The sequence below is a fragment of the Dyella sp. 333MFSha genome (genome assembly GCF_900102405.1).
GTDB classification, from domain to species: Bacteria; Pseudomonadota; Gammaproteobacteria; order Xanthomonadales; family Rhodanobacteraceae; genus Luteibacter; species Luteibacter mycovicinus.
Map to the genome: position 1 here is coordinate 33,355 of NZ_FNBR01000007.1, position 22,659 is coordinate 56,013.

Annotated in this window: 23 protein-coding genes; 6 read left to right on the forward strand and 17 right to left on the reverse strand. The window is 66.1% G+C overall.

Annotation, left to right across the window (positions count from 1 at the left end; genetic code table 11):
* Window positions 1-74: 74 nt before the first annotated feature.
* From BLT40_RS18770 to BLT40_RS18780, 3 genes are all read left to right on the forward strand, one after another.
* A complete protein-coding gene (locus tag BLT40_RS18770) occupies window positions 75-1,079 on the forward strand; it encodes an aldose 1-epimerase (RefSeq protein WP_036116607.1) in 1,005 nt (334 codons plus the stop codon).
* Window positions 1,076-2,020 carry a pyridoxal-phosphate dependent enzyme gene (locus BLT40_RS18775; protein ID WP_090355833.1) on the forward strand — a complete coding sequence of 315 codons (945 nt, stop codon included), beginning with the start codon at window positions 1,076-1,078 and terminating at the stop codon, window positions 2,018-2,020. Before BLT40_RS18770 ends, BLT40_RS18775 begins: the two co-directional genes overlap by 4 nt.
* Window positions 2,021-2,191: 171 nt before the next feature.
* Window positions 2,192-2,761 carry a DNA-3-methyladenine glycosylase I gene (locus tag BLT40_RS18780; RefSeq protein ID WP_079522802.1) on the forward strand — a complete coding sequence of 190 codons (570 nt, stop codon included), beginning with the start codon at window positions 2,192-2,194 and terminating at the stop codon, window positions 2,759-2,761.
* Here BLT40_RS18780 and bioC read toward each other — a convergent pair.
* From bioC to bioB, 5 genes are read right to left on the reverse strand one after another with little or no spacing between them, the layout of a single operon-like run.
* A complete protein-coding gene (bioC, locus tag BLT40_RS18785) occupies window positions 2,738-3,625 on the reverse strand; it encodes a malonyl-ACP O-methyltransferase BioC (RefSeq protein ID WP_043691710.1) in 888 nt (295 codons plus the stop codon). The two genes, BLT40_RS18780 and bioC, sit on opposite strands and share 24 nt — an antisense overlap.
* The gene (gene bioH / locus BLT40_RS18790; protein WP_090355836.1) at window positions 3,622-4,395 is read right to left on the reverse strand and encodes a pimeloyl-ACP methyl ester esterase BioH; all 774 of its coding nucleotides are present in this window, start codon (window positions 4,393-4,395) and stop codon (window positions 3,622-3,624) included. The genes bioC and bioH overlap by 4 nt, the downstream gene beginning before the upstream one ends.
* On the reverse strand, window positions 4,392-5,159 hold the full coding sequence (locus tag BLT40_RS18795; protein WP_255364066.1) for a sulfurtransferase: 768 nt from the start codon (window positions 5,157-5,159) through the stop codon (window positions 4,392-4,394). Before BLT40_RS18795 ends, bioH begins: the two co-directional genes overlap by 4 nt.
* A complete protein-coding gene (gene bioF / locus BLT40_RS18800) occupies window positions 5,159-6,379 on the reverse strand; it encodes an 8-amino-7-oxononanoate synthase (RefSeq protein ID WP_090355840.1) in 1,221 nt (406 codons plus the stop codon). The genes BLT40_RS18795 and bioF overlap by 1 nt, the downstream gene beginning before the upstream one ends.
* Window positions 6,376-7,383 (reverse strand): biotin synthase BioB, encoded by a 1,008-nt coding sequence (gene bioB / locus BLT40_RS18805; protein ID WP_036116596.1) that lies wholly within the window; start codon window positions 7,381-7,383, stop codon window positions 6,376-6,378. The genes bioF and bioB overlap by 4 nt, the downstream gene beginning before the upstream one ends.
* 139 nt (window positions 7,384-7,522) lie before the next feature.
* Here bioB and BLT40_RS18810 point away from each other — a divergent pair, with 139 nt between their 5' ends.
* Window positions 7,523-7,729 (forward strand): hypothetical protein, encoded by a 207-nt coding sequence (locus tag BLT40_RS18810; RefSeq protein WP_090355843.1) that lies wholly within the window; start codon window positions 7,523-7,525, stop codon window positions 7,727-7,729.
* Between the two features lie 15 nt (window positions 7,730-7,744).
* Window positions 7,745-8,536 carry a ComF family protein gene (locus tag BLT40_RS18815; RefSeq protein ID WP_343123901.1) on the forward strand — a complete coding sequence of 264 codons (792 nt, stop codon included), beginning with the start codon at window positions 7,745-7,747 and terminating at the stop codon, window positions 8,534-8,536.
* Here the strand turns inward: BLT40_RS18815 and ubiA are convergent.
* The 8 genes from ubiA to BLT40_RS18850 form a co-directional block, all read right to left on the reverse strand.
* Entirely contained in the window at window positions 8,463-9,476 is a 1,014-nt protein-coding gene (gene ubiA, locus BLT40_RS18820) for a 4-hydroxybenzoate octaprenyltransferase (protein WP_090355845.1), read from the reverse strand. The two genes, BLT40_RS18815 and ubiA, sit on opposite strands and share 74 nt — an antisense overlap.
* 121 nt (window positions 9,477-9,597) lie before the next feature.
* Complete coding sequence (locus tag BLT40_RS20370) at window positions 9,598-9,756, reverse strand: hypothetical protein (protein WP_156128470.1); 159 nt, start codon at window positions 9,754-9,756, stop codon at window positions 9,598-9,600.
* Between the two features lie 82 nt (window positions 9,757-9,838).
* The gene (locus BLT40_RS18825; protein ID WP_090355850.1) at window positions 9,839-11,323 is read right to left on the reverse strand and encodes a mannitol dehydrogenase family protein; all 1,485 of its coding nucleotides are present in this window, start codon (window positions 11,321-11,323) and stop codon (window positions 9,839-9,841) included.
* Between the two features lie 2 nt (window positions 11,324-11,325).
* Window positions 11,326-12,402 carry an ABC transporter ATP-binding protein gene (locus tag BLT40_RS18830; RefSeq protein WP_036116590.1) on the reverse strand — a complete coding sequence of 359 codons (1,077 nt, stop codon included), beginning with the start codon at window positions 12,400-12,402 and terminating at the stop codon, window positions 11,326-11,328.
* Window positions 12,403-12,412: 10 nt separating this feature from the next.
* Window positions 12,413-13,243, reverse strand: a complete 831-nt coding sequence (locus BLT40_RS18835) for a carbohydrate ABC transporter permease (protein WP_036116587.1) — start codon at window positions 13,241-13,243, stop codon at window positions 12,413-12,415.
* A gap of 10 nt (window positions 13,244-13,253) precedes the next feature.
* The gene (locus tag BLT40_RS18840) at window positions 13,254-14,132 is read right to left on the reverse strand and encodes a carbohydrate ABC transporter permease (protein ID WP_036116586.1); all 879 of its coding nucleotides are present in this window, start codon (window positions 14,130-14,132) and stop codon (window positions 13,254-13,256) included.
* Window positions 14,132-15,490: an ABC transporter substrate-binding protein gene (locus BLT40_RS18845; protein ID WP_090355854.1), complete on the reverse strand. Its 1,359-nt coding sequence runs from the start codon at window positions 15,488-15,490 to the stop codon at window positions 14,132-14,134. Before BLT40_RS18845 ends, BLT40_RS18840 begins: the two co-directional genes overlap by 1 nt.
* Window positions 15,491-15,775: 285 nt before the next feature.
* Entirely contained in the window at window positions 15,776-16,702 is a 927-nt protein-coding gene (locus tag BLT40_RS18850; RefSeq protein WP_090355859.1) for a helix-turn-helix domain-containing protein, read from the reverse strand.
* A 48-nt stretch (window positions 16,703-16,750) separates the two neighbouring features.
* Here BLT40_RS18850 and BLT40_RS18855 point away from each other — a divergent pair, with 48 nt between their 5' ends.
* Window positions 16,751-17,350 (forward strand): short chain dehydrogenase, encoded by a 600-nt coding sequence (locus BLT40_RS18855; protein ID WP_090355863.1) that lies wholly within the window; start codon window positions 16,751-16,753, stop codon window positions 17,348-17,350.
* Window positions 17,351-17,367: 17 nt separating this feature from the next.
* Here BLT40_RS18855 and ilvN read toward each other — a convergent pair whose 3' ends face one another.
* The 4 genes from ilvN to ilvD all read right to left on the reverse strand — a co-directional run bounded on the left by ilvN (window position 17,368) and on the right by ilvD (window position 22,647).
* Entirely contained in the window at window positions 17,368-17,847 is a 480-nt protein-coding gene (gene ilvN, locus BLT40_RS18860) for an acetolactate synthase small subunit (RefSeq protein ID WP_079522793.1), read from the reverse strand.
* A 2-nt stretch (window positions 17,848-17,849) separates the two neighbouring features.
* Window positions 17,850-19,643 carry a biosynthetic-type acetolactate synthase large subunit gene (ilvB, locus tag BLT40_RS18865; protein WP_090355966.1) on the reverse strand — a complete coding sequence of 598 codons (1,794 nt, stop codon included), beginning with the start codon at window positions 19,641-19,643 and terminating at the stop codon, window positions 17,850-17,852.
* A 166-nt stretch (window positions 19,644-19,809) separates the two neighbouring features.
* Window positions 19,810-20,832: a ketol-acid reductoisomerase gene (ilvC, locus tag BLT40_RS18870; protein WP_090355867.1), complete on the reverse strand. Its 1,023-nt coding sequence runs from the start codon at window positions 20,830-20,832 to the stop codon at window positions 19,810-19,812.
* Between the two features lie 78 nt (window positions 20,833-20,910).
* Window positions 20,911-22,647, reverse strand: a complete 1,737-nt coding sequence (ilvD, locus tag BLT40_RS18875) for a dihydroxy-acid dehydratase (RefSeq protein ID WP_090355970.1) — start codon at window positions 22,645-22,647, stop codon at window positions 20,911-20,913.
* Between the last annotated feature and the right edge of the window lie 12 nt (window positions 22,648-22,659).

Below are 22,659 nucleotides of genomic sequence, written 5' to 3' on the forward strand. Positions count from 1 at the left end.
GGCTGGCACAACACATCTTCTTGTCTGACAGGCAGGCTAACATGCGGCCAGATCCGTCAAAAGGAAGCCTACCCATGTCCCGTTTCACCGTGACGCGCTCCACCCTGGGCGCCAACGAACTGGTTGTGCTGGTCGATGCCGACGCGGATCGCGAAGTCCGCATCGCGCGCCGTGGCGCCACCGTGCTGTCGATCACCACGCGCGCAGGCGGCGTGCAGCGCAACATCGCCGATGGCTTTCGGGACGAGAACGAGCTGGTGGGCCACAAGGGCTCGCGCTTCGCGATCATGACGCCCTTCGCGAATCGCGTGAACGACTCGCGCTACACCTTTGAAGGAAAATCTTACGATTTGCAGCCCGGTGCCGTCGGTGCCGACCGTGCGGCTCGTCACGGCTTTCTGCGCGGCGTTCTTTTCGACGTGCAGAACGAGCAGGGTGACGACGATAAAGCGTCGGTCACGTTCGCCACCCCGGTGATCCGTCCGGACCTGCAGCCTGGCTATCCGTTCTCGCTCGACTTCAGCGTGACCTTTACGCTCGACGAGCACGGCCTGACGGTCGATGCGCGTACGCGCAACGTCGGTGACAACGCGGCGCCGACCTTTTTCGGCTGGCACCCGTACTTCCGCCTCTCGGACAACCCGATCGAAGGCTGGGAGCTCGAAGTGCCCGCCGACAAGATCATCGCGACGGACGAAGGCTTCATTCCATTGCCGGGTACGCGTGCGTGGCAGTCCGTGGACAAGGCGGATCGTCAGTTCGACTTCCGCAAACCGCGGGCCATCGGCGCGACGGCGCTGAATCATACCTATGCAGACCTTCAGCTCGGCACCGACGGCAAGGCGCGTACGCGCCTGCGCGATCCGGCGACGGGCGCGGCGATCGCGGTCTGGCAGGAGAAGGGCGTCATGCTCGTCTTCACCTCGGATACGGCGGAGCGCGACGCGCGTAAGTCCGTCGCCCTCGAACCGATGGAGTGCATGCCCGATGCCTTCAATCGCGATGACTGCGCGCCGTTGATCACGCTGGCGCCGGGCGAGGAACGTCGCTTCATCTGCGGTGTGGAGTTCGACGCGTGACAGGGTCGACCTTCGCGGATGTGCGTGATGCCGCCGCGCGTATCGCGCCGTATGCCCTCGTGACACCGGTGCTGCGCAGCGACCGCATCGACGCGCTGGTTGGTGCATCGATCGTGTTCAAGTGCGAAAACCTGCAGCGCGGCGGTGCGTTCAAATTTCGTGGCGCCACGAACGCCGTCTGGTCACTCGGTGACGAGGAAGCAGCGCGCGGCGTGGTGACGCATTCGTCCGGTAACCACGGCAATGCGCTGGCGATGGCGGCACGCACCCGGGGCATTGCCGCCCACGTCGTCGTGCCTGAGGGCGCGGTGAAAGCCAAGGTGGATGCGATCGCCGCAGCGGGCGCGATCATTCACCGTTGTGCGCCGACGACCGCGGCGCGCGAAGCGGCGGCCGCCGAGATACAGGCGCGGACCGGCGCCGAACTGGTGCACCCGTATGCCGATCCGCGCGTGATGGCGGGCCAGGGAACGCTGCTGCCCGAACTGCTCCGTCAGGCACCTGGCCTCGACACCATCCTGTTTCCCGTCGGCGGTGGCGGTCTGGCTTCCGGATGTTCGATCGCCGCGCACGGCATCGATCCAGGCATCGCCTTGTTCGGTGCCGAACCGGAAGGTGCCGACGACGCGGCGCGTTCGCTCGAGAGCGGACGGCGGGTCGGGCCGTTCACTCCGGAGACGGTATGCGACGGCTTGCGCACGCTGATCGGCGAACCGAACTTTCACGTTCTTCGCGAGCATGGCGTCAGCGTACTGCGCGTCAGCGACGGCGAAGCGATCGACGCCATGAAGCTGCTGTGGACGGAGCTGCGCATCGTTGTGGAAGTATCGAGCGCCACGGTGCTCGCCGCCATGCTGCGTTATCCCGACCGTTTCGCCGGACGTCGTGTGGGCGTCGTGCTTAGCGGCGGCAATGTCGATCTCGACGCACTGCCCTGGTAACTACCGCCGTCCTGCCCACAGACTGACGGAGACGCCCCGTGTCGGTGCGGGCGGATGCACTTCGATGGTGTTCCCCGCATTCGCACGTTCCCAGCCTGCGTTCGCGGACATCGTCGTGTGCGTCCGGCTTCATATGCTTGTCCCCCTTCGGACAAACCGTGAGGTGGGGACATGCGCTGCGACTGGGCGGAGCGAAGCGAGGTGGAGCGTCGGTTCCACGACACCGAGTGGGGCGTGCCGCTGTATGACGACACGCGCCTCTTCGAGCATCTGACGCTTCATGGCGCGCGCGCGGGTCTCGCCCTGCGTCTGGTGCTGGATAAGCGTGAGAATTACCGCCGCGCTTTCCATGGTTTCGACATCGGGCGGGTGGCCGCGATGAGCGACGGCGAGCTTGCGGCCCTCGCGCTCGACCGCGGACTGATACGACATCGCCTGAAGCTCGCATCCGTGCGCGGCAACGCGCGTGGATGCCAGCGTATTGTCGAGGACACCGGCTCGCTGTCGGCTTACCTGTGGGACTTTGTCGGCGGCGCGCCGGTGATCCATGCATGGCAGCGGGCGGGCGACGTCCCCTGTCGCAGTGAAGCGTCGGACCGGATGAGCGCCGCGTTGCACCAGCGTGGGTTTCGCTTCGCGGGTACCGCGCTCTGCTACGCGCTGATGCAATCCGCCGGCATGGTCAACGACCACCTGGCGCGGTGCGAGTGCTCGCGATCAGAACGGCGTCTTGCGCCGTGAGCCACGCAGGTTTTCGATGGGGAAGCTTGCGATCTCACCGCCGCCTTCGCGGCGCGACTGACCCGCGGGCGGACCCCATGCGTGCGCGGTGACGACTTCCCAGGTCGACGGAATGACGCCGTCGCTTCGCATGGCTTCGTACGCGTCGATCATGCGCTTGTAGTGCTGTTTGCCGGTGAGGCCGCGCGCACGGTCGGCATCGGCGTTGTTGGCACCCAGGCCCTTCAGCTCGTCGAGTACGGCGCGCGGCGTCGGGTATGTCAGGGTGTAGCGCTCGGCGAACAGCACCGGGTCCTTCAGTCCCTGCGCGAGCATCGCGTCGCCGACATCGTGCATGTCGAGAAAGCGTGCCACATGGGCGTGCTGATCGGCTTCGGCCCAGGCGGCACGCAATTCGGTCAGCGTGTCCGGGCCAAACGTCGAGAAGGTGAGCAGGCCACCGGGCTTGAGCACGCGCGCGCATTCGGCGAAAAGCCGCGACAGGTCCTCGCACCACTGAAAACAAAGATTGGAGAAGAGGATATCGACGCTCCGATCCGGCACCGGCAGTGTGTACGCATCGGCGACGACGCGGCCGAATGGCTTCAGCCAGCTGGCATGCTGCTTCGCCTGCTTCAGCATCGGCAGCGCGAGGTCGACCGCGATCACCTGTGCCTTCGGGTAACGCTTCTTCAGGGCGGCGCTGCCGCGTCCCGTTCCGGCGCCCACGTCGAGTACGACCTCGGGCACCTGTTCGAATATCTCAAGGCGCTCGACCAGTGTCGACTGCACTTCACGCTGTAGCGCGTCGTGTTTTTCGTAGGTACCCGCGGCACGGCCGAAGTTACGTCGGACCTGGCGTCGATCGAAATGGAAGTCGCTCATGGATTCGCGTCGGTGAACTGCGTGAGGACTTCCGCCACGGCGGCGGCGTGTCCGATAAAGGGGGCGTGCCCGGCATGGGCGATTTCTTCGAACCGTCCGCCGGCCGCTTCCGCGGACCAGCGCATCGTGTCGGGATGGACGATGCGGTCGCGACGACCGGCGATCCAGAGGCTGGGGCGAGCGATCTCGTGCAGGCGCGGTCGCAGGTCGGTGGCCTCGAGGAGTCGCAGGCCTTCCATCAGCACCCGCGGATCGGGCTCGCCGCGCGAGAACGCCTCGTCCTTCAGGCGTCGCGCCTCCGCACGCGGGTCGGCGCTGCCCATGGCCTCCAGTGCGATGAAGCGTTCGACCGTCGCGCGATAGTCCGCATCGAGGTCCGCCGCCAGCTTCCGCACCATCGCCGCGTCGTTGCCATGCGGCCAGTTCTCGTCTTTAACGAAGGACGGCGTGGAGCACATCGGCACCACCGCGCGGACGTGGTCAGGCAGGTCGAGTGCCGCCACGAGCGCGACCAGTCCGCCCATCGACCAGCCCAGCCACACGGCGGGCGGGGTGACTTCGGCGATGGCGCGCGCGCATGCCAGCGGCTCGAGCGGGATGTCGGAGTCGCGGGAATAACCGTGGCCCGGCAGATCCACGACATACATCGTGAAACGGTCGGCAAGCGCTTCGATCAGTGGCGCGAGGATGCCGCCGTGCATGGCCCAGCCATGGATCATCACCAGCGGCGTCGGGCCGGTACCATGCGTCTCGATATGCAGGCCGGTCATGCGGCGGGGCTCGGCGCCAGGCCCGGGTCGACCGCGCCACGATCGTCGAAGACGAAGCAGTCGCCGCGCCAGTGCGCGCCTCCGACTTCCTCGAAGTATTTGAGGATGCCGCCTTCGAGCTGGAAGACGCGATCGATACCGATCCCCGCCATGTGGATGGCCGCCTTCTCGCAGCGGATGCCGCCCGTGCAGAACGACACCACCGTCTTGCCATCGAAGCGCGCGCGGTCGGCGGCGACGGCGTCGGGAAACGCCGTGAAGCTGGCGATGCCGTACTCCACCGTGTTCTCGAACGTGCCGGCCGCCACTTCGTAATCGTTGCGCGTATCGACCAGCACCACTTCACGGCCGTCATCGTCATGGCCCTGATCGAGCCAGCGGCGCAGATCGGTCGGCAGGACATGCGGCGCGCGGCCCGCCCCGGGGCGGATCGCAGGCGAGCGCATGGTGATGATTTCCTTCTTCAGGCGTACGCGCATGCGGCTGAACGGCACGTCGTCCGAGAGGCTCTCCTTCGGTGCGATATCCGCGAAGCGCGTGTCCTCGTGCAGCCAGGCCATGAACGACGCGATGGCCTCACGCGGCGCGGCCAGAAACAGGTTGATTCCTTCCGGTGCCAGCAGGATCGTGCCCTTCAGCGCAAGGGCGTCGCAGCGCGCGACAAAGCGCGCACGCAGGTCGTCCAGGTCGTCCAGGGCGACGAACTTGTAGGCGGAAATATTGAGGATCGACATGGGCATGGCGTGGGGCGTGCGGTCGTCCATTATACGACCACGTCCTGCCGGGGGCGGGGCAGCGCCGCCAGGGCGCCCAGCAAGCCGTCGATGCGGTCGGGCGTATGTGTCGCGGACAGCGTAATGCGCAGGCGCGCCGCTCCGCGAGGCACCGTCGGCGGGCGAATCGCCACCACGAGGAAGCCGGCGGCCTCGAGCGCGCGCGCGGCGGCCATCGCGTCGTCCGCCCCGCCGATCAGCAGGGGCTGGATCGCCGTGGGGGAGGGCATGAGCGACAGCCCGATCTGGGTCGCTCCCGCCCGGAAACGGGCGATGTTCTCCCGGAGGCGCTCGCGCCGGCCTTCCGGATCCTTGCGGACCAGTCGCAGTGCGGCGCGCGTGCTGGCCGCGAGCGCCGCGGGCATCGCCGTCGTGTAGATGTAAGACCGGGCGAACTGAACGATCGCCTCGATGACCGCGGCGTCGCCGGCGACGAAAGCCCCGGCGCTGCCGAGGGCTTTTCCCAGCGTGCCCATCAGGACGGGCACCGCGCTCGCATCGAGCCCCGCCGCCGCCACCGAGCCCGCGCCCTCCGGGCCGAGCACGCCCAGGCCGTGCGCGTCATCCACATAAAGCGTGGCCTGGCGCTCGCGACAGACCCGGGCCAGTTCGGCCAGCGGGGCGATATCGCCGTCCATGCTGAACACGCCATCGGTCGCCACGAGGGCGGGCAGGTCCGGGCGTGTATCGAGTTGCCGTGCGGCGGCCTGCGCGTCGCCATGGAGATAGCGGCGCAGCTCGGCGCCGGCGAGATGGGCGCCGTCCAGCAGGCTGGCGTGGTTGAGGCGGTCCTGGACGCAGAGGGCCGCCGGTTTGCCCGGCGAGGGCATCGCGCCGGCCCCGAGCAGGGCCTGCAGGGCGCCGAGGTTGGCCATGACGCCGGTCGAGAAGAGCACGGCGCGTTCGCGGCCCGTCCAGTCGGCCAGTTCCTCTTCCAGCGCGGCATGTTCGCCGCGATGCCCCGAGACGAGGTGCGCGGCTCCGGTGCCGACGCCTTCGGCGAAGGCGCTGCGGGACATCGCGGCGATCAGGTCGCGATGTCCGGCCAGCCCGAGATAGTCGTTGCCACAGAAATCGATGAGCACGCGCCCGTCGATCATGCGACGGGCGCCGCCCAGGCTTTCGCAGGTTCGCGCGCGTCGCAGCAGGCCGGTCTGCTCGCGCGCCGCGCGCGCGGCCTCCAGTCGGACGAGGAGGCCCGGCCGGTTCACGCCGCGTCGGCGCGTTCGACAATGTCCGCGTGCACGGTGCCCGGCTCGATCTCGACTTCCATCGGCTTCAGACCGAGGCGCTCGAACAGCCGACGGTCGTGCTCCACATCGGGATTGCCGGTCGTCAGCAGCTTCTCGCCATAGAAGATGGAATTGGCGCCCGCGGCAAAGCACAGCGCCTGGAGAGCGTCGTCCATCGACTCACGGCCGGCCGAGAGGCGGACGACCGAGGCCGGCATGAGGATGCGGGCGACAGCGATGCTGCGCACGAACTCGAACGGATCCAGTGCCTCGGTACCCGCCAGCGGCGTACCGGCGACCTGCACCAGGCGATTGATCGGCACGGACTCCGGATGTTCGGGCAGGTTGGCCAGGGTCATCAGCAGGCCGGCGCGCTGGGCGCGCGATTCACCCATGCCGACGATACCGCCGCAGCAGGTCTTCATGCCGGCGTGGCGCACATGCTCCAGCGTGTCCAGGCGGTCCTGGTACTCGCGGGTGTGGATGATTTCGCCGTAGAAGTCCGGCGACGTGTCCAGGTTGTGGTTGTAGAAATCGAGGCCGGCGGACTTCAGCGTATCGGCCTGTGGCTGGGTCAGCATGCCCAGCGTGGCGCAGGTCTGCAGGCCCAGGGCCTTCACCGCGCCGACGATTTCGGCGACTTTGGCCACATCCCGATCCTTCGGCGAGCGCCACGCGGCGCCCATGCAGAAGCGGCTGGCCCCCGCATCCTTGGCCGCCTGCGCCCTGGCGACGACGGCCTCGACGCTCATCAGCTTCTCGGCCTTGACGCCGGTGGCGTAGCGCGCCGCCTGCGGACAGTAGGCGCAATCCTCGGGGCAGCCGCCCGTCTTGATGGAGAGCAGGGTCGAAACCTGCACGGCGTTGGGGTCGTGATACGCACGGTGCACGCTCTGCGCCTGGAAGAGCAGGTCGTTGAACGGCAGGGCGAAAAGGTGCTCGACCTCTTCGCGGGACCAGTCGTGGCGTAGGGCTGCGGTCATGGAGGGGATCCCGGGGACGAAGGAGCGCAGTGTGGAAAGGTCGGATCACACTGTCAACCTTAACGGCTATACGCAGGTTTACGGGCGAACGACGCGTGCCGCCGTACGATGGGGACAACGACCTTCGCGGAGACCATCTATGAGCACTGGACAAGGCAGCAGCGGCAACGTCATCGCCGCCGTTTGCAGTTTCTTTATCCCGGGCCTGGGTCAGCTGGTCCAGGGCCGCGTCTTCAAGGCGCTGATCATGTTCGTGCTGGCGGCCCTCCTCTGGATCGTCTGGCTGGGCTGGATCATCCACCTGTGGTCGATCGTCGACGCCGCGATGTTCCGGCGGCGCGACTGACGCGGCCTGCGACGCATGGATGCGTCCCGGTACCGTCCGTGGCTGAACGCGGCGACGCGATTCCTCCTGTCGCCGCGTTGTCTGGTCTGCGAGGCCGACGGGCTGGATGGCCGGGCCCTTTGCGGAGCGTGCCGTTCCGGCCTCGTCCGTAATGACGTCTGCTGCGGCCGGTGTGCCGTTCCGCTCCCGGTAGCCGTGGCCGAATGCGATGCGTGCTGCCAGCGCGAGAGGCCGTGGGCCGATCTCTGGGTGCCGTTCGTCTACACCTGGCCGATCGACGCGCTGGAGGCCCGTTTTAAGTTCGCGGGAAGTCTTGTCGCCGGCCGGGTGCTCGCCGACGCGTGGCTAACCGCCGGCCAGCCGCCGACGATGCCCGAGCTCATCCTGCCCGTGCCGTTGCACACGTCCCGTCTGCGCTCCCGTGGCTACAACCAGGCGCTCGAACTCGCCCGTCCGCTGGGCAGGCATCTCGGTATTCCGGTCAGGCACGACGTGCTCAGGCGGGTGAAGCGGACCGCGGCGCAGACCGAACTCGACGCGGTCACGCGCGCGCGTAACGTACGCGGCGCCTTCGACGTACGGCGTATGCCGCCGCAACGCCACGTGGCGTTGCTCGATGACGTCATGACCACGGGCGCGACGCTGGGCGAATGCGCGCAGTTGCTGATCGAAGCCGGCATCCCTCGGGTGGATGTGTGGGCCCTGGCGCGCACGCCGGCGCCGGGCATGCCGCTTACAGGGCCAGCGCCACCACGATCCCCACCCACAACGCCAGGCCCACCCAGTTGTTCTGGCGGAACGCCGTAAGGCAGGCCTGGCGATCGCGGTCGCGCATGATCCATTGCTGCCAGGCGAAGAGCCCCGTCGTGGCGGCGAGCGCGAGCCAGTACGGCCAGCCCAGCCCCGAACGTGTGCCCACCAGCAGCATGGCGAGCAGGAACGTGCCCATCAGGATGCCGATGATGACGAGGTCCGCATCGGCGAACAGGATGGCCGTGGATTTCGCGCCGGCCTTGATGTCGTCCTCGCGGTCGACCATGGCGTACTCGGTGTCGTAAATCACCGACCAGATAATGTTGGCGATGAAGAGCAGCCACGCGACCGGCGGCACCGTGTCGGTCACGGCGGCGAACGCCATCGGGATCGACCAGCCGAAGGCCGCGCCGAGCACCACCTGGGGGAGGTTGGTGTAGCGCTTGGAGAAAGGGTACACCGCCGCGAGCGCCGCGCCGGCGAATGACAGCAGGATGGTCAGCGTGTTGGTAAACAGGACCAGCACGAAAGAAAAAACGAGAAGCCCGGCGAACACACAGAGCGCTTCGCGCGGCGTCACTCGCCCGCTGGCGATCGGCCGTCCGGCCGTCCGCGCAACCTGAGGGTCGAGCTTGCGGTCGGCGTAGTCGTTGATCGCGCAGCCGGCGGAGCGCATGGCGAACACGCCGAGGGTGAAGATGATCAACGGGCCGACCGGCGGGAAGTCTTTCGCGGCGAGCCAGAGTGCCCACCAGGTTGGCCACAGGAGCAGCAGCGCACCGATGGGGCGGTCCATGCGGGTGAGGACGAGATAGGCGTGGATCTTCTCGCGACGGGCCGCAGGCAAACCCTTGAGCAGGAAGGCAAGCACGCGTTCGGCGCTGGTGGACGCGTCGGCGGGGCGTGCGGCTACGTCGGGCGCGGGCGCCACTGCCTTGCGCGCGGTGGTGGGCGCCTTGCGTCGCGGGGCGGGCTTCTTCGGTGTCGGACTCATGCCGTGAAGTCTAGCGGCTGAAGCGGTGACCGCGTCATCGCTTCGCCGGGATTCGCCGGCGGGACTGCGTCATACAGAAGCGAGTCCAAAAAAAAGGGCGCCTCTCGGCGCCCGGGGTCGATCAAGGTTCCAGCGGCTCGATGGGATCATCGTTGACTGGCGGCTCGGGGTCCGCGTCGCGCTCCGGCTTGTAGCTGCCGGGCTGGCGGATCTCATCTTCCGGGCGGTTCTTGCCCGGTTCGGCAAAGGGCGGCTGCGGGTTGGTCGGGTTGTAGGGCATGGTGGGGACTCCACTTGCTACGAGGTCGGGGGACCACCGTAGGATCGGGTAAGTGAAGTCCCTGAGATCGCCCCATGAAACCTCAGTCGACGAGGGAGTCGAGGTTCTCCAACGTTTTGCGGACGCCCTGCTTTTCCAGCGATTCCACGTAGATGTCGTACTGCCTGCGGAATCGCTTGTCGCTGGCGGGCAACGGACCCACCAGTTCGACGCTTTCGATCAGCGTGTCTTTCGAACCGCTGTCGATCAGCGGCTGGACGAGACGCATCGCATTCGGTTCGCGCAACGGATACGTCTCACCGTTGTCGTCCTTGCCGACACGTACATAGCGGTCGAAGGTCGCCAGCAGGAAGGCCACGCGGCGGGCATCCCTGCCTTCTTCCAGACACGCGGTAATCGTCGGCCCCAGGAATCCGGGGATCTTCGATCCGCCATCGAGGCACAGCCGGTCCAGCTGGTCCGCGATCGACGCGTTGCTGAACCGGTCGAGCAGCTTCTTCTTGTAGGGCCCGAGATCCATGCCTGGCAGCGACTTCAGCCAGACGCCCGCGTCGTCGTCGAGAAAGGCGGTGAGGTACGCGTTGAACAGCGGATCCTTCACGGCGATATCGACCCGACGGTGGCCGGCCAGGAAGGCCGGATACGCCAGCATCTGGTGGGAGCCGTTGAGCAGCCGGATCTTGGCATCCTCGTACGGCGAGACGTCGTCGACGATCTGCACGCCGTGCTTCTCCCACGATGGCCGACCGTGGCGGAACTTGTCTTCGAGCACCCACTGGATGAAGTCTTCGCAGACCACGGGCGCCTGATCGTCGAGGCCGGTCGCGGCATTGAGCTCGTCGCGCACCGTCGACGTGGTCGCCGGCGTGATGCGATCGACCATGGCGTTCGGGAAGTCGACCTCCCGGTCGATCCAGTCCGCCAGTTCGTCCGACCGTGCCTTCGCGAACGCGAGCACGGCGCGCTTTGCCTGCGCACCGTTGTGACGAAGGTTGTCGCACGACATCACGGTGAACGCATCCACGCCGGCGGCACGGCGCTTTTCCAGCGCGCCGACGATGAAGCCGAATACGCCCTTCGGCGTGTCCGGATGCTTCAGGTCATAGGCCACCGTCTCATCGTCGAGCCGGAACGTCCCGTGCTCATCGATCAGGTAGCCACCTTCCGTGATCGTCAGCGAGACGATACGGATGGCCGGGTCGGCGAGGCGGTCGAGCACCCTGGTGCCGTCATCGGGCGCATACAGGTAGTCGACCATGGCGCCGACGACGTGCGTCTTCCGCTCGCCGCGTGGATCGTATTCGCTGACTGAATACAGGCCCTGCTGGGCCTTGAACGCCTCCGCCAGCGGACGGTCGTGCTCGAGCAGGTTGATGCCCAGAATGCCCCACGTATGCATCGCGGGATCGGACAGCGTGTGATGGGTATAGATCGCCAGGTGCGCACGATGAAACGCGCCGACGCCGATATGCGCGATGCCGGCGGTGACCTTCGTGCGGTCGAAAGGCGGTGCGTCGACGCCCTGGGGAAGGCGGTCGAGCGAGTCGTTACGGAGGGGGAAGGCCATGGTCAGACTCGTGGAGGATGATGAATGGCGACGTCGTTGGCATCGAAGACGTGAGCGTGCGTCAGGTCGAGGCGGATGCAGATGTCGCGACCGGCGCGGCGCTCGAAGTCGCCCTCAGCGCGCACCGTGATCGAGCCGACCTGCGGCACGTCGACGTACGCATAGGTTTCGCTGCCAAGCCGCTCGACGACGCTGAGCTTGCCGTTGATCGTCTCGCCGCTACCGTCGCCGTCACACACGCGAAGGTGTTCCGGGCGAATGCCGATGGTGACCTTGCCGGTGGCTTCGACGCCGGCCACGCTGACGGTATTGCCATTGGCGAGGCGGAACGTACCGCCTTCGGCTGTCGCTTCGAGGAAGTTCATCTGCGGCATGCCGAGGAACCCGGCGACGAACTTGTTCACCGGCTTGTGATACAGCGCCATCGGTTTGCCGATCTGCTCGATACGCCCGTGGCTGAAGATCGCGATGCGATCCGCCAGCGTCATGGCTTCGACCTGATCGTGGGTGACGTAGATCATCGTCGCGTTGAGTTCGGTGTGCAGCCGGGCGATCTCGAGGCGCGTCGCCGCACGCAGCGCGGCATCGAGGTTGGACAGCGGTTCGTCGAACAGGAACACGCGCGGTTCGCGGGTAATGGCGCGACCGATCGCGACACGCTGGCGCTGACCGCCGGAGAGTGCGGACGGCTTGCGGTCGAGGTAAGGCTCCAGGGCGAGGATCTTCGTCGCCCTGGCCACCTTCTCGTCGATCGCGCGCTGGTCCATCTTCGCCAGCTTCAGCGCGAACGACATGTTCTCGCGCACGGTCATGTGCGGATAGAGCGCGTAGCTCTGGAACACCATGGCAAGGTCGCGCTTGTCCACCGGCTTATCGGTGATGTCGTCCTTGTCGAGCAGGATCTGCCCGTCGTCGGCTTCTTCGAGGCCGGCGATCAGACGCAATGTGGTGGACTTGCCGCAGCCCGAAGGCCCGAGGAAGACGCAGAATTCGCGATCCTCCACGACGAGGTCGATGCCCTTGATGACGTCGACGCCCTCGAACGACTTGCGCAGCTGACGGATTTCCAGACGGGACATGGGTGGCTCCTTATTTGACTGCGCCGAAGGTGAGACCGCGGACGAGCTGTCGCTGCGACAGCCAGCCGAGCACCAGGATGGGTGCGCAGGCCAGGGTCGACACGGCGGACAACTTCGCCCAGAACAGCCCCTCGGGACTGGAGAACGAGGCCACCAGCGCGGTCAGTGGCGCGGCGCTGGCGGTGGTGAGGTTGAGCGACCAGAACGCTTCGTTCCACGAGAGGATCAGGCAGAGCAGCGCGGTCGAGGCGAGGCCGCCGCGGCTCACCGGGATCAGCACCCGGAACATCGTCTGCGTGGTGCTGGCGCCATCCATGCGGGCCGCTTCGAGGATGTCGTACGGAATGTCGCGGAAGTACGTGTAGATCATCCAGACCATGATCGGCAGGTTGATCAGCGCGAAGATGATCACCAGCGCGGTTTTCGAATCGAGCATGTTCAGATCGCGGCAGATCAGGTAGATCGGCACCAGTACGCCCACGCTCGGCAGCATCTTGGTCGAGAGCATCCACAGCAGCACGCTCTTGGTCTTCATCGTCGGGTGGTACGCGAAGGCGTACGCCGCCGGCACCGCAACGATCATGCCGAGGATGGTGGCGCCGCCCGCCGTCACGATGGAATTCCACGCGTAGTGCAGATAGTTCGCACGGGCCAGGATCTGCTCGTAGTTCTCCAGGGTCGGCGCGAACAGGAAGTGCGGCGGCATGCTGAAGGCATCCAGCTCGGACTTGAAGCTGGTCAGCACCATCCAGAGGATCGGAAAGAACATGACGAACGCGACGATCCATGAAGCGACGATGCGTAGCGTGCGGGCGAGGGGGTTGCGGGTCTTCTTGGCCATGGCTGTCTCCTCACGCCTTCTCGGTCAACGACTTGCCGATCAGGCGGATGAGGAACACCGCCATGATGTTGGCCAGTACCACGGCGACCAGACCGCCGGCCGACGCGGCACCCACGTCGAATTCGAGCAGCGCCTGCGTGTACACCAGGTACGGAATGTTGGTCGTCGCATCGCCCGGACCGCCGTTGGTGGTGACGAAGATCTCGGCGAAGATGTTGAGCAGGAAGATCGCCTCGACCATCACCACCACGGCGATGGGGCGCGCCAGGTGGGGCAGCGTCAGATAACGGAAGATCGCGAAGCCCCGCGCACCGTCCATGCGTGCGGCTTCCATCTGCTCGCGATCCAGTGACTGCAGCGCGGTGACGAAGATCAGGATGGCGAACGGAAGCCATTCCCACGACACCACGGTGATCACGGAAAGTAACGGCCAGTCGGCGAACCAGTTCACGGGTGTGGCCCCGAAGGCTTTCCACACCCACGCGAGAAATCCCGATACCGGATTCATCAGCAGGTTTTTCCAGACCAGCGCCGCCACGGTGGGCATGATGAAGAACGGCGAGATCAGCAGCATGCGGACGATGCCCTGGCCCGGAAAGGTCTCGTCCACCAGGACCGATATCAGCACGCCGCCGACCACGGTGATCACCAGCACACTGCCCACGAGCAGGATCGTGTTGAGGATCGAGGTCCAGAAGCTCGGGTAGGTGAAGAAGTAAGCGAAGTTTTCCAGCCCGACGAAGGCCGACTTACCCGGGTAGAGCAGGTTGTAATACTGGGTCGAGAAATACAGTGTCATCGCCAGTGGCACGATCATCCATACCAGCAGCATGATGATCGCGGGCTGGGCGAGCAGCCGTTCCGGACGTTTACGGATGCGCGCGCTCATTACGGCGACTCCTTCTGGATGACCGGCTTGTTGTCGTAGTAGCCGGCACGTTTCATGGTGCGGCTGACCGCGCCCTGGGCCGTGTGCAGCAATTCATCGATGTTGCCGCGGCCGGCGAGCGCACCGGCGATCTGGCGGCCGACCAGCGTCGCCACCGCCTGGAACTCGGGAATGGAAACGATCTGAATACCCTTGTACGGCACGGGCTTGAGCGTGGGGTGCGAGGGATCGACGGCTTTCAGCGAGTCGTAGGTGACCTTCGCGAAGGGTGCCGCTTCGATGTAGCCCGCGTTCGCATACGTCGACTCACGGGTACCCGGTGGCGTCGCCTGCGCGCCGTACTTGTCCGCGACCAGCTTCAGATACGGTTTGGACGTCGCCCAGAGGATGAAGTCACGCGCCGCATCGGGCTGGCGCGTGCTGGCCGGGATCGCCAGCGACCAGACCCACAGCCACGACGAACCGCGATCGGTGATCTGGTGCGGCGAGCGCGTAAAGCCGACGTTGCCGACCACCTTGCTTTCCTTCGGATCGGTGACCGTGCCGCCGCCGACGCTGGCGTCGACCCACATGGCGCATTTGCCTTCGGCGAAGAGCGCGAGGTTTTCGTTGAACCCGTTATCCGACGGGCCGGGCGGTCCGTAGTTCTTGAGCAGATCGACGTAGAAATTGACCGCCTTGTGCCACTCGGGCGTGTCGATCTGCGGATGCCACTGCTCGTCGAACCAGCGTCCGCCATAGCTGTTGACGATGGTGCCGAGCAGGGCCATGTTCTCGCCCCAGCCGGCCTTGCCGCGCAGGCAGATGCCGTACACGCCGTTGGCCGGGTCATGCAGTTTCTGCGCAAAGCCCTTGATCTGGTCCCAGGTCGGCTCGGCCGGCATGGTCAGGTTGGCCCTGGCGAACAGATCCGTGCGGAAGTACGTAACGCTGGCTTCGGCGTAGAAAGGCACGGCATACAGGTGGTTATCCACCGTCAGCTGCTCGCGCACGTTCTTCATGACGTCGTTGACGTCGTAGTCGGCCGGCAGGTTATCCAGCGGTTTCAGCCACTGCTGCTTGCCCCATAGCGGCGCCTCGTACGCACCGATGGTGATGACATCGAACTGCCCGCCATGGGTGGCGATGTCCGTGGTCAGGCGCTGACGCAGCGTGTTTTCTTCGAGCACCACCCAGTTCAGATGCACGCCGGGATGCGTGCGCTCGTACTCGGGGGACAGGGCCTGCATGCGCACCATGTCCGCGTTGTTCACGGTACCGATCGTCAGTGTCGTGTCGGCGTGGGCGGCGGAAATCCCCAGCGCTGCGAACAGCGCGGAGGCGGCTAGGGCGCCGAGCCGGTTCCGGTAATCGCTCATCGTGCCTCCCTGGGCGGCGGGCTTTCGCGCGGTGACGTATCTGCCGTCGCGTCGAAATGGATGTGCGTTTATAGGTTTTATCGAGGACGGCTCACCAATACGCGCAACGTGGTTTTCCGGTGAAAATACATACTTTCTTGCGAAAAGGCCCCGGCGGCGGTGCCAGAAAACGGCGACGCGACGAGCTTTATGCTGCGATGCAGCATTCCCGATACGTGACAATAAAGTACGTAAAAACGCGAGGATGAGGATTCGGCAGAAACGGACGCGTGACGCGTCGCGACATTACAGGTCGGCGACGGGCAGCCGATGACGTATCCGATATTCGCGCGGGGTCATCCCGGTGAGGCTCAGGAAGCGGCGATTGAAGTTGGAGAGATTGCTGAAACCGACCTCATAGCAGATGTCGGTGATCGAGGCCGGTGAGCTGACCAGCTTCTCGCAGGCGTGCTGCACGCGCGTCTGGTTGACGTAGTCGATAAAGCGGTAGCCCGTGTGCTGATGGAAAAAGCGCGAGAACGCCGATTCCGACATGCCAAGGCGGTCCGCCACCGCCCTGAGCGATACGTCCCCGGTGTAATGCCGGTCGATGAAGGCCACGGCGCGGTGGAGCTTCATCGACTGGCTGGGGTCGGCCGAAGCCTGAAAGGGCCGGCTGCTGAGTGGCCGGCGCGCGGTGTCTTCGGCCAGGGCCTCCACCATCTCGAAGAAGCTGGCTACCCGGCGAAGTCCCGGATGATCGGAGACGCGGCGGAACAGCGGTTCGAGCTGCCTGCCCAGTTCCGAAGAAAACTGGATGCCGTAGCGGGCTTCCTCGAGCAGCAGGGACTTCACGTGGCGGGCGGATGGGAAAAATTCCGTACAGCGACGGACGAAGGCTTCTGAGAAAAGGATCACCCTGTCACGCAGCGGCGAGGGCTCGCATTCTGCATCGGTGACCCAGTTGTGCGGAACGTTGGGCCCGGTGAGCATCAACGTATAAGGCGCGAAGCGGCCTTCGTAGTCGCCGACATAAGCCGTGCCCTCGGTCGATACGATCAGGTGCAGCTCGTACGCGGGGTGGTAATGCCAGCGGATCAGCCGGCTGCGCGAGCCGTGCTCGAGGTAATGAATCGACGGTTCGTCGGACAGACCCAGCAGATCCTGCTCACGACCGAGTGCCGACGTATCGGCCATGGGTGGCGGCAGCGAAAGGGCGGCGCGACGATTCATGCGGCCGAGAGTACCCTCTCCCGCTGGCAATCTCCAAGGAGCAGTGCAATGAAGGTTCTCATCGTCGGTGCCAGTGGCACGCTGGGCCGCGCCGTGGCGGCCGAACTCGGCGAGCGCCATGAGATCGTCACGGCGGGGCGCTCGGGTGGCGATCTCCGCGTGGATCTTCGTGACAGCGAAAGCATCGAGGCCATGTACCGTGAACTGGGCAAGCTCGACGCCGTGGTTTGTGCGGCGGGCAAAGTACCGTTCGCGCCTCTGGCCGAGTTGACCGAGGCAAAATACGTCGCGGGCCTGCAGGACAAACTGCTGGGGCAGGTCCGCCTCGTCCAGCTCGGCGTCGACTCCCTTAACGACGGCGGCTCATTCACGCTGATCACCGGCATTCTCACCGAGCAGCCGATCCTGGCCGGCGCGTGCGCAAGCATGGTCAACGGCGCGGTCGAGGGTTATGTGCGTGGCGCCGCCATCGAGCTGCCGCGCGGTATCCGCATCAACGTCGTCAGCCCCAGTGTCCTGTCGGAGGCCATGGCATCGTACGGACCGTATTTCCGGGGCTTCGAGCCCGTCAGCGCGGCGCGGGCGGCGCTGGCGTTTTCGCGGTCGGTCGAGGGGCGGGAGACGGGAAAGATCTACAAGGTCTGGTAGACCATCCCGCCCGAACGTCAGGCGATCGCCAGCGGTCTTTCGATCGCGGCGATCCCGCTCCGCGCATGATCGACGATCTCGCCCGCGACACGCAGTGCGACAAGAAACGCATCCACTTCGTCGGCGCGCCCCGTGTACTCGACCACCGACTGACCCGCCGCGCGTTGCAGCATGCGCCCGCCGAACTGCGCGAGGCAGAGATCGACCGCGGCGTGGCTGGCCTCGATGCGCGCCACCAGCAGCTCGCGTTCCACGTGTTCGCGGCGCGTGAGTTCGGCGATCTCGATCACGTCGATCAGTTTGGCCGACTGCTTGATGATCTGCTCGACCACGTCGTCGTCGCCGAAGATCACCAGCGTGAGTCGCGAGGCGTCCACGTCGTGCGTGGCGGCTACCGTCAGCGATTCGATGTTGTAGCCACGCGATGCGAACAGGCCCGCCACACGCGCCAGGGCGCCGGCTTCGTTCTGCAACAGCATGGAGATCAGGTGGCGCATGGTCAGAACATCCCTGTAGGTTCGGCGGTGGAGGCGATCGGCGGGTTGCGGCTGGCGATCCAGTCGCCGGTGATCATCTCGGCGTAGGTGGCGCCCGGGCCGACCATCGGATAGACGCCGGCGTCGGCATCGATCACGACTTCCAGGAACGCGGGGCCGTCGAAGGCAAGGAAATCGGCGATCGTCGCGTCGATGGCGGCAGGGTCGTCGAGGCGCTGCGCCCATTCGAAGCCATCCGCCTGCGCGGCGCGCACGAAATCCTTCTTGTGCAGGCTCTTGTCAGATGCGGAGAAGCGGCCCTTGAAGAACAGCTTTTGCCACTGACGAACCATGCCGTCGCCGCTGTTGTTGAGCACGACGACCTTTACCGGCAGGCCATAGGTGGTGACCGTCTCCATCTCGCCGATGTTCATGCGGATGCTGGCGTCGCCATCGATGTCGATGACGGTCAGGTCGCGCCGCGCGAACTGGGCGCCGATGGCGGCGGGCAAACCAAAGCCCATGGTGCCCATCGAGCCCGAGGTGAGCCAGTGTCTGGGCTCGCGAAAATCGAAATACTGCGCGGCCCACATCTGGTGCTGGCCCACGCCCGTACTGATGATGGCGCGGCCGTCCGTGATGCGATTGATCGCCTGGATGACCGCGCAAGGCTGGATGGTCTCGCCGTCCCGGCAAAAATTCATCGCGTGTGTGGTCTTCAATGCGCCGACATGGTCGTGCCATGCCGTGTAGTCGGGTTTGAATCCGATGCGCCTGCCGTAATCCAGCAGTCGCTGGAGCGACACGTCGAGCGAGCCGACGTGGTGCCAGTCCACCGACTTGACCTTGCCGATCTCGGCGGGATCGATGTCGATCTGCGCGATGGCGCGTGCGCTCGGTGCGAACTTCGTCGGCACGCCCACGACGCGGTCGTCGAAGCGCGCGCCGAGGGCGAAGACGAAGTCGCTGTCGTCCATCGCATAGTTGGCATACGCCGCGCCGTGCATGCCCAGCATGTGCAGCGCGAGCGGGTCGGTGGTGTCGAAGCCGCCGATGCCCATGAGTGTGGTGACCACCGGAATGCCGAAGGCGTGTGCGAACTCACGGAGGATGGATGACGCGCCCGCCGCGATGATGCCGCCGCCCGCGTAAATCAGGGGGCGTTCGGCCCTGGCCAGGGCGTCGAAGAAGCTCGCGCAATGGGCGTCGGCGATAGTCGCCGACTCCACGGCGCGCAGCCGCGAGCGATAGCCGCGCACGGGTAATTCGCGGCGGCCTTCGAAAATGAGGGGTGCGTTCTGCACGTCCTTGGGGATATCGATCACCACGGGGCCGGGACGGCCGCTGCGCGCGATATGGAACGCGGTACGCAACGTGGCTTCGAGCGTGGAGGCGTCCGTGACCAGGAAGACGTGCTTGGCGCACGCGCCCATGATCGTGCTGATCGGCGCCTCCTGAAAGGCATCGGTGCCGATGGCGCCCGTTGGCACCTGGCCGCAGATCACGACGACGGGAATGGAGTCGGCCATGCAGTCGCGCACCGGAGTCACGGCGTTGGTCGCACCGGGGCCGGAGGTGACCAGGGCCACACCCACCCGCCCGGAGGCACGGGCATAGCCGGCGGCCATGAAGCAGGCCCCTTGTTCGTTGGCGGGGACGATGAGCGGCATCGGTTCGTTGCCGTTGTCTTTCGTATGCTCCGCGTTGTAACGGAACACCGCATCGTATACGGGAAGGATCGCGCCGCCGGAGTAACCGAAGAGTACGTCGAGGCCCTCGTCGGCAAGCACTTGCACGACGATGTCGGCACCGGTCATGGCCTGACCGGCGAGCGGGTGATTCGATGCGATGCGGCGGGTTTCGCCGACGGTATCCAGTTGCGCGTTCACGTTGATATCGATTCCTTTGGCGGCGTGTAGGAGCGCGCCGTGCGCGCGACTGAGGGACATCGCGCGCAGCGCGCTCTCCTACAGGGTTTCTCGGTTATTCCGCGGTTTTGGCCGCTTCGGCGGGGGCCTTCGGCTGATTCGCCTGCAGCCACGGCATACGGGCACGCAACTGGGCGCCGACCTTCTCGATCGGGTGATCCAGATCCGCCTGTTTGAACTTCTTGTAGTTCGGCAGGCCCGCCTTGTATTCGGCTGTCCACTCACGCGCGAAGGTGCCGTCCTGGATGTCCTTGAGCACGGCCTTCATGCGCTCCTTGGTGCTGGCGTCGATCACGCGCGGACCGCGGGTGTAATCGCCGTACTGGGCCGTCTCCGAGATGAACTCGAGCATGCGCGCGATGCCGCCCTCGTAGAACAGGTCGACGATCAGCTTCAGCTCATGCATCACTTCGTAATAGGCGATCTCCGGGCGGTAGCCGGCTTCGGTCAGGGTCTCGAAACCCTTGATCACCAGCTCGGTCGCACCACCGCAAAGGACGGCCTGCTCGCCGAACAGATCGGTCTCGGTTTCTTCCTTGAAGTCGGTCTCGATCAGCATGGCGCGGGCGCCGCCGATGCCGGCCGCATAGGCGGTGGCACGCTCGGTCGCGTGACCGGTCGCATCCTGGTGCACGGCGTACAGGCACGGGACGCCGCGACCGATCTCGTACTCGCGACGGACGAGTGCGCCGGGACCCTTCGGCGCGACCAGCACCACATCGATGTCCTTGCGCGGTTCGATCTGGCCGAAGTGGATGTTGAAGCCGTGCGCGAACAGCAACGTGGCACCCGCCTTGATGTTGGCTTCGATAGCGTTCTTGTAGATGCCAGGCTGGGTCATGTCCGGAGTCAGCACGGCGATCAGGTCGGCGCCGCGCACGGCGTCGGCGGGCTCGGCGACCGCGAAGCCGTCGTTATAGGCGCGGCTCCAGGACGGGCCGCCGGCGCGCAGGCCGACGACGACGTCGAGCCCGGAGTCCTTCAGGTTGAGGGCATGCGCGCGGCCCTGGCTGCCGTAGCCGAGGACGGCGATACGGGCGTTCTGCAGTGGGGCGGTGGTGGCTTGCTTGTCGGTCACGGTGTTCTCCTTGATGCGTCGTTGTCTGAGTGGGAGCCAGATCGGTTGGCGATTCCCGTTGATGAGTCGTCGGAACGATCAGTTGCCGATGAGCTCCTGCGTGCAGTCGTCTTCGGCGTATTCGCGGCGTGGCGGGTTAGCGATGGCGGTAGCGGGCGCGTCGTCGAAGGCCTGCGTCACGGCACCCTCGGCGGCGGAGCCGACCAGGCGTGCGTACTTGGCAAGCACGCCACGGGTGACCTTCGGCGGCTCCGGTCGCCATGCCGCGCGGCGCGATGCCAGGTCCGCGTCGGTGCGGAGCTCCCGCGTCGAGGCATCGATGAAGATCGCATCGCCCTCGCGGATCAGGCCGATCGGGCCGCCGCGCGCGGCCTCCGGTGCGATGTGCCCGACCATGAATCCGTGCGTCGCGCCGCTGAAGCGACCATCGGTGATCAGCGCCACATCGTTGCCGAGCCCGCGACCGATCAGGGCGGCCGTCACCGCCAGCATCTCGCGCATGCCCGGACCGCCGGCGGGTCCTTCGTTGCGGATGACCATCACGTCACCGGCACGGATACGTCCGGCCTTCACGGCGGCGAACGCTTCCTCTTCGCTCTCGAAGACACGGGCCGGTCCGGCGTGACTGCTGCGGCCGTGGCCCGCGAGTTTCAGGATGCAGCCCTCGGGCGACAGGTTGCCGTAGAGGATGCTGTAGCCGCCACGCGGCTTGAAGGGGCTGTCGACGGAGCGAACGACCTCCTGGCCCTCGGTGGCCGCGGGTGCGGCGTCGAGTTCGGCGAACAGGTTGCGGCCGGTGACGGTCTGCGTGTCATTGAGCATGCCGCCCTTGCGCAGTTCGCGGGCGACGATGGTCGTGCCGCCGGCGGCGGTCAGTTCGACGGCGCTGTAACGGCCGCCGGGCATGAGGTCGGCGATGACCGGCGTATGCGCGGAGGCCGGCTCGAAGTCTTCGATCGACAGCGGAACGCGCGCTTCGTTGGCGATGGCGAGCAGGTGCAGTACCGCGTTCGTGGAGCCGGCCGTGCCGGCGACCATGCGCGCGGCATTGTCGAACGCGCTGCGGGTCATGATGTCGCGCGGCTTGCGATCGGCGTTGAGGCATTCCATCGCCAGCTCGCCACAGCGGAAGGCGGCGTCGCGCTTCGACGGATGTGTCGCCGGGATATCGTTGAGACCGACCGGCGACAGACCCAGCGTGGTCAGCACCATCGCCATGGTGTTGGCGGTGTACTGCCCGCCGCAGGCACCCGCGCCGGGGCAGGCGTGACGCTCGACGTCTTCCAGTTCGGCATCGTCGATCTTGCCCGCGCCATGAGCGCCCACCGCTTCGAACACCTGCTGTACCGTGATGGCGCAGCCGTTGCGCGTGCCGTGATCGATGCTGCCGCCGTACAGCGCGACGCCGGGGATGTTCAGGCGGGCCAGGGCCATGGCGGCGGCGGGAATGGTCTTGTCGCAGCCACACAGCACCACCATGGCATCCAGACAGTGACCGTCGACAGCCAGCTCGATCGAGTCGGTGATCACCTCACGGCTGACCAGCGACGAACGCATGCCGGCGGTGCCCATCGCGATGCCGTCGGTGACGGCGATGGTGTTGAACTCGACCGGCGTGCCGCCTGCCGCGCGGACGCCTTCGGCAGCGGCTTCCGCCAGTTCACGCAGGTTGAGGTTGCACGGCGACACGTTGGACCAGCTGTGCACGATGGCGACCATCGGCCGCGCGATGGCGTCGTCGTCGAGACCGGTGGCGCGCAGCATGGCACGTGCCGGCGCGCGGTCGGGACCGGTCTTGATCGCATCGCTGCGCAGCGTGCGGATGGG